A 6,419-nucleotide genomic window follows, 5' to 3' on the forward strand; every position below is an offset into this window, starting at 1 on the left:
TAAAAGATGTATTGTTATTAGACGTTACACCTTTATCTTTAGGTATCGAAACTATGGGTGGAATCATGACTATCCTTATCGAGGCTAACACGACTATCCCAACTAAAAAATCTCAAGTTTTCTCTACAGCTGCAGATTCTCAACCAACTGTTGAACTACACGTTCTTCAAGGAGCTAGAGCAATGGCTGCTGATAACAAAACTATCGGACGTTTTAACTTAGACGGTATTCCACCAGCACCAAGAGGAGTTCCTCAAATCGAGGTTTCTTTTGATATTGATGCAAATGGTATCATCAAAGTTTCAGCTACTGATAAAGGAACTGGAAAATCTCATGATATTCGTATCGAAGCTTCTTCTGGATTAACTTCTGAAGAAATCGAAAGAATGAAACAAGACGCTGAAGCTAACGCTGAGTCTGATAAAATTGCAAGATCTAGAGCTGAAAAATTGAACGAAGCAGATGGAATGATCTTCCAAACTGAAACGCAATTGAAAGACCTAGGAGATAAATTAGCTGATGATCATAAAGTTGCTGTAGAATATGCATTGACTGAATTGAGAATGGCACACCAATCTCAAGATCTTACTGCAATCCAAACTGCTCTTGATAACATCAACGCAGCATGGAAAACAGCTACTGAAGCAATGTACGCTCAAGGAGAACAAGGTCAAGCTGCGGCTGAGCCTCAAGCTGCTGAAGGTGATAACGTTCAAGACGTAGATTACGAAGAAGTAAAATAATTATTTCCCGTAACGGTGCGCTTCGCACTGCTACTATAAATACTAAAGCCGTTCACAATTTGTGAACGGCTTTTTTTATTTTATCAAAATTACAAAATGAGTATTATTGGGGGGTTGATGTGGTTCTACCTCTTTCTAAAAAGTCTTTTAAAAAAGGAGGGCTTTTTTACATAAAGGACTTCACCTAATAGCATTTGCTCACTAGGTTTTAAAATAATTTGAAGGTTTGAATTATTTTTAATTTCAACAGTTTTTTGTTCATATCCAATGAAAGAAATGGGTAATTCGTCTGATTTTTTCGCCTTGATGGTAAAGTGACCATTAATATCAGTAGTAGTAGCTATTTTAGTTCCTTTTACCTGTACGTAAGCTCCGGGGAAGGGATGTTCCATTTCATCCTGTACCGTTCCGGTTATATTGGTTTTACCTGGTGCATCGTTTGTTTGGTCCGGACTTACTTCTTTTAAAACAGGCAATTGTTCAATTGGTGCTGGTTGTTGCTGCGCATTAGCGGTTGGAGTACCTAAGCCAATTATACTTAGTAATGAGGCAACAATCCAGATTCTAGTCGGATTCGGCTCCGTTGGGTTAATTAAAGCTCGATTGAGTTGATTAGTATAAATACGACCACAAATGGAATTATTTGTCTGCAGTGCGCTTAAAATAACCGCATCTGATGCCGAACTAAAGTCAATTACAGTTTTCTGGCAGCTTGCGCAGTACTTACCTGTTTCATTGTATTCCATTTCTTCCCATCGCTGCTGGCAAGGTTGTGGGACGCTAAGGGTAGTATTCTTTTTCATAGGAAGGCTGTTTGGGTAAAAGTATCGTTTTTTCACTCGCTGTTTATTGAGGTAATTATTTTTTTCAGTTCCATTACCTCTTCAATTAGCGGAGCTGATCCGCTTTCGGATTTATTATCATTGTTCCAAAAACTCATACAACAACTAATGTAGTTCTCTCTTATTTGAGTTGCAACATAATAATCGGTTAGGTTTCTACCACCTGACAAACCTGCAAGTGAAGATTTTATTCTTGTAGAATCATAAACGATTTTTTTTGCTTTTGTTTCGGTTCCTCCATATAAAATACCTACTTCTTCGTCAGAAACTAGTTTCTCTCTATTTTTATTTGCACTGAACTACAAATCGATACTATTTTTTTTACTTTCAAGTGTTTTATTTCATGACCAATTCATTTCTCCATTATTGGGACATTGTACGGTATTTTTATTCATCCAGTGGCAACGATTCCCAAGTTTGATTTTTCAGAGTATGTAAGGTACTAATGCTTTTGTATGTTTTTTATACTCCGTATATTTTGTCCCAAAAGTTTCGGTTAGTAATTTTTCTTCTTTCTTAAGTTTTATCCAAAGTGATATAAAAACTATTAAGACAGCTATTATGGCTCTGTAGTCACCAACTATTATGGCATTTCCTATGAAGAGTAATAAAAGTCCGGTGTAAATTGGATGTCGTATTATTTTATAAATTCCATTCTGTATTAATTGGTGACTTTCTTTTCTTTGCACTGACAAACTCCAATTTTTACCCAATTTAAATCGTGATAAGCATGCGATTATTGCTCCAATTATGGAAATTGAAAGTCCAACACATCCAACCAAATTAGTATGCTCAATAAAATTTTCTCTTAACCAACTGTGCCCGTACCAATCTCCTGGTCCTAACAACAGTATCGCGATAATTAGAGGTAGCCAATATTGAGTAAATCGCTGTACAAAAGTTTCTTGGTATGCTGCTTTTTTTGCACCAATTCCTGAAATGCACCAATAAGTCAATACAAGTAACCAAGTTACTTTAAGTCCAATTTTAATATATTCACTCATATCCTTGCTCTTGCTATTTTCGTTTTTTAATAATGAAGTACAATTTACTATTTTTATTTTACTTCTTCCCGTTACTACCAGCAGGCACCTGAGAATATAAGACTTTGAATTACTCTATAAAGGAAATCAATTTTACAAGCTCATCTTGCTCTCAAATCTACCTATAATAGACGACTTTTTAAAAAGTATTTTTGTTTAATAAATATATTTAATAATTAGACAATTTTTTTTTAAAAGTACCATTGCGAATTATGTAATATTATTTCGCTCTTTATTATGCATCATATTTAAGATAACCAGCACATGAGGAAAAGTAATTGCTGCCAAGAAAGAGAAAAATAAGGCGTTGAAAATTTCCTGATCATTAAAAAGAAAATAGAGCAGTGCAATTCCTAAAATTGAGGCTAACCAGTACATAAAACCATTTTTTAGGTAGGTTTTAAAATGTTGTGCGGTTACGGAACCGTACATGAAATTCATTTGTTCAATAATTGACGGAACACTATGCCAAATGATGAAATAGATTGCAAATCCCCATAGTAAAGTCGAAGTCTTAAATATAATTGCAAATACAAGGAGATAAAATAGTTCTTCTATAATTCGTGATCGAAAAGATTTGAATTGGATACCAAAGTAAACGGTTATGCTTAAGAATAGTAAAATTGTAGTTAGCAGTATTTCAGATATATATAAAGTAGGTACTTGAAATCGTAGTATAGCCGAAACTATAGTGTTCACTTCCTCTGCATGGAAGAAAAATAGCAGAAACAGAATTAATATCCCATATAAAAAAGGGTATAAAGCTAGTAGAATAGCCGAAGTATTGAATTTAAAGTACAATCCTTGTTGGTCTCCAAAGTGAAAGGCGCTAACAATAATAAATAGCAGTAACGCCAGAATGGGTATAAAATAAAACAGTAGTAAACCTAATAACACGACTATAATATAATAGACTAGGTTTTTTTGAAACGAATTGGATTTTTTGCTGTTGTTTGAGTTCTTAATTAGGATTAAATCATTAGCTCCATGCAGGATTCCGATGGTAAAAATGAATGCAAACGCAATTATTATTTCAGTTTTTTCTGTAAAAAACGAATTTAGCCACAAACAGAAAAAGCTTGCCACTATTGCGAAATGTGTATATTTTAGCATGGTCAATTATATTTTTCATAAAAATAGTAAAAAAAAAGTTATCAAAAAATTTCTAGTTTGTTTAATTATTATTACATTTACTTAAACAAATATATTTAACCCTTAATTATTTTTTATGACAAATTTTATGTTAGTTGCAGGTTCGATTGCTAAGTTGTCTCCAACAGACTACGTAGGTTTTACTTTTTTTGTAGGTTGTATGGCGATGATGGCGGCATCAGCATTTTTCTTTTTATCATTGAGTCAATTCGATAAAAAGTGGCGTACTTCCGTTTTAGTTTCCGGTTTAATTACATTTATTGCTGCAGTCCATTATTTCTACATGAGAGATTATTGGGCTTCATTTGGAGAATCTCCAACGTTCTTCCGTTATGTCGACTGGGTATTAACAGTGCCGTTGATGTGTGTGGAGTTTTATTTAATTTTAAAAGTAGCAGGTGCTAAGCAATCCTTACTTTGGAAAATGATCATTTATTCAGTAATCATGTTAATCACCGGATATTTTGGTGAAGTGGTTTACACGGATATGGCTGCATTTTGGGGATTTGTTTCTGGTGTTGCTTACTTTGCCATTGTTTACGAGATTTGGTTGGGTTCAGCTTCAAAATTAGCTGCTGCGGCTGGAGGAGAAGTATTGAAGGCACACAAAATCTTGTGTTGGTTCGTTTTAGTTGGATGGGCAATTTATCCATTAGGATACATGATGGGAACAACAGGATGGTACAACGGTATCGTTCCAGCTGGTAACATTGATGTTGCTTACAACATTGCTGATGCAATCAATAAAATTGGTTTTGGATTAGTGATTTACACATTAGCAGTAAAATCACAAAAAGATTAACCTACTTTTTTTTAATAGTTTTTTTAGAGGAAGAACCGGGCTATATTTAGCTCGGTTTTTTTTGTTTTCATCTTTTCTAGTTGCGAAAGAAACTACAGCTGTACTTTATATAGTGTGTAGATTTTTGTAGGATAATAAATTAGCAAATAGTCTTTTAAGTATTCTAGTTTTTGCGACTTCATTTATTATGTAACTCGATGATTACATTTGATTTCCAACCATAAGTACAATTTATTGTATTCTTATTCTCAGCAGTGATTTAATGACTAAATTACTTCTCATAGATGCCTCATGCGGTTGTTTTTGCAAACGGGTAAAACCGCTTTGATTCTCTTATTTTAACTAGTTTTTTGCAGCTTCATTGATGAAAAAATCCGTTTCAGTACGAGACTGAAACGGATTTTAAAAAGATCTTATAAACTACTTATTACTTTGGATCTAGTGCTTTCTCAATACGGAAAGCTAAATCTTGTAAATGCAATTTTGATAATTTGTCAGTAGACTGTGCAGCTGCTACTTTCAAAGCGCTTTTTAAACTAATTAATTGTCCTCTAGTTATAGATGGCAAGTCGGTTTCATTTAAGTCTAATTGTCTTGTTCTTGGTCTTGAAGAAGATCCAACCGGATTTGAACGTACTGAAGTGTTACCTGGAGTAAGTAAATCACACAATTTACCAACATATAATTTTTGTAAATTACGACGGTAAATGTCGATAGGAGCATTGGTTTTTAACTCTGTGAAAATACCATTTCTTAAATCCGTCATTAAATCATCTACTGAGTAGTATTGTTTCCCTTGAGAAGAAGCTTCCATTAGGCGTACCATTCTGTCTCCAGCCAAAACACTATTCAAAGTTGATTTTTGGATTTCTTTTATGGCTTCAACACCATTATCAGGGCTGATTTTAGAATAGATATTTTGGTCCATTAACCATTTTGGAGTAGCGAACAATTGAGTGTTTAAAAAAGTTACTGCTTCCTTTTGCGTAGCTTTAGGTACAATTTCAAATTGATTTCCGCCCATGTCGTAAGTAGTTGGTGTATCATAAATACCACCAATATTCTTAGTTACATGTCCCATATACCTTCTAAATTGTCCTGTTAAAGCACTGTACAAGTCGTCAAGTTCAGAATAGCTTTCTCCTTTTTCAGAGCTCCATTCGATCAAATTAGGAAGGATTCGTTGCAGGTTTTTAATTCCGTAATCCGAAGCTTTCATAGCATTATCTCCAATATCTTCTGTTTGATATCTTGGATCGTAAGGACTTGTTTCAGTTCCAAACCACAAACGACGGTTTTTGTAAGCCTCTTTAGTCATTTCATTCAAGATTCCTTTTTCTTCTTTCTCAGTTTTAGCTTCTGGGAAATAAGAATAACCCCACTTGATTGCCCATTTGTCGTAATCACCAATTCTTGGAAACAAATTAGTAACCCCATCTTCTGGCTGTGCAACATAGTTAAAACGAGCGTAATCCATGATAGATGATGTGTGTCCGTTTTTAGCTTGGTAGTCTTTGTCTCTTAGTTTTTCTACAGGTGTAGCTGAGCTCGCTCCCATATTGTGACGAAGTCCTAAAGTATGTCCCACCTCATGAGAAGAAACAAAACGAATTAGTTCTCCCATCAAGTTATCATCAAATTGTTTTTTTCTTGCTGAAGGATCAACAGCAGCAGTTTGGATTAAATACCAGTTTCTCAATAAACTCATTATATTGTGGTACCACCCAATATGACTTTCTAGGATTTCTCCAGTTCTAGGATCGTGTACGTTAGGTCCGTATGCATTTTGAATATCAGCCGCGAAATATCTTAAAACAGAAAAACGGGCATCCTCTAA

The 6,419-nt window shown here is 34.4% G+C and carries 6 protein-coding genes; 2 read left to right on the plus strand and 4 right to left on the minus strand.

The window, feature by feature from the left end; translation table 11 throughout:
• On the plus strand, positions 1-743 hold a 743-nt coding region (locus tag P8M54_RS04705), incomplete at its 5' end, for an Hsp70 family protein (RefSeq protein WP_300285724.1).
• 125 nt (positions 744-868) lie between these two features.
• Here P8M54_RS04705 and P8M54_RS04710 read toward each other — a convergent pair.
• From P8M54_RS04710 to P8M54_RS04720, 3 genes are all read right to left on the minus strand, one after another.
• Positions 869-1,546 (minus strand): carboxypeptidase-like regulatory domain-containing protein, encoded by a 678-nt coding sequence (locus P8M54_RS04710; RefSeq protein ID WP_300285726.1) that lies wholly within the window; start codon positions 1,544-1,546, stop codon positions 869-871.
• Between the two features lie 464 nt (positions 1,547-2,010).
• A complete protein-coding gene (locus P8M54_RS04715; protein WP_300285728.1) occupies positions 2,011-2,589 on the minus strand; it encodes an isoprenylcysteine carboxylmethyltransferase family protein in 579 nt (192 codons plus the stop codon).
• A gap of 249 nt (positions 2,590-2,838) precedes the next feature.
• On the minus strand, positions 2,839-3,741 hold the full coding sequence (locus P8M54_RS04720) for a Brp/Blh family beta-carotene 15,15'-dioxygenase (protein ID WP_300285730.1): 903 nt from the start codon (positions 3,739-3,741) through the stop codon (positions 2,839-2,841).
• Between the two features lie 115 nt (positions 3,742-3,856).
• Here P8M54_RS04720 and P8M54_RS04725 point away from each other — a divergent pair, with 115 nt between their 5' ends.
• Positions 3,857-4,582 (plus strand): bacteriorhodopsin-like, encoded by a 726-nt coding sequence (locus tag P8M54_RS04725; protein ID WP_300285732.1) that lies wholly within the window; start codon positions 3,857-3,859, stop codon positions 4,580-4,582.
• 427 nt (positions 4,583-5,009) lie between these two features.
• On the opposite strand, the gene P8M54_RS04730 is transcribed toward P8M54_RS04725, so the two are convergent.
• A partial coding sequence (locus P8M54_RS04730; RefSeq protein WP_300285734.1) for a zinc-dependent metalloprotease occupies positions 5,010-6,419 on the minus strand: 1,410 nt, incomplete at its 5' end.

Source organism: Flavobacterium sp., from assembly GCF_029242675.1.
In the GTDB taxonomy this organism is placed as follows: Bacteria; Bacteroidota; Bacteroidia; order Flavobacteriales; family Flavobacteriaceae; genus Flavobacterium.